General features: G+C 66.7%; 1 protein-coding gene. It reads right to left on the bottom strand.

The window, feature by feature from the left end; genetic code table 11:
- The coding region (locus tag EN780_RS39395) for a hypothetical protein (protein WP_210215118.1) at nt 1-619 on the bottom strand (619 nt) is incomplete at both ends.

Raw genomic sequence — 619 nt, forward strand, 5'->3', positions numbered from 1 at the left:
GTCCTGCGGCACGCGGTGTCGGGCGACGCATCGCGCGATGATCGAGCCCGGGGACGAGAGTAGATACTCCGCCAGCGCGACGAGTTCGGCGTGGGAGATATGGAAGATCTGACCGAGCGTTTGCCAGTCCTTCGCCTTGGCACCTCGGCTCGCCCTAGAGGCTAGCGAAGAGATGCGCTGGTAGGAGGACATGGAGAGAGCTCGCTCGACGCCGGCGGCCACGATCCACGTCGGTCGCTTCTCGCGGCCGTCAAGCTTGATGCCTCTGCCGCGCAGATAGTCCTCGAGCTGCCGTCGCGCGTCTGCACGTACCGTAGCGACCGACGCATCTGCCGATTTCAGAGGCTCGACCGCGAGGGAAAGATTCGGCCACGGCATGAACAGGCCGACTAGCGCCCCAGTCTCGCTGCCCCCTGGACGCAGGAGCGGTGTGGGCGCCTTCTCCTTCGGCTTGCGCAGCCCGCCGGAGAGGTGGATCGACAGCAGGGCGGAGATCGCGGTGGGCGCACCGCGCCACTTGCTAAAGAGCAGCGTCTTGCCCGGCAGCAGCCTCTTGGTGGACCACGGCCCCTCGAGCTTCCACCAACCCACGGTCGGCGGCTGCCATGGCAACGATAGG

The organism is Mesorhizobium sp. M4B.F.Ca.ET.089.01.1.1 (genome assembly GCF_004022605.1).
GTDB classification, from domain to species: domain Bacteria; phylum Pseudomonadota; class Alphaproteobacteria; order Rhizobiales; family Rhizobiaceae; genus Mesorhizobium; species Mesorhizobium abyssinicae.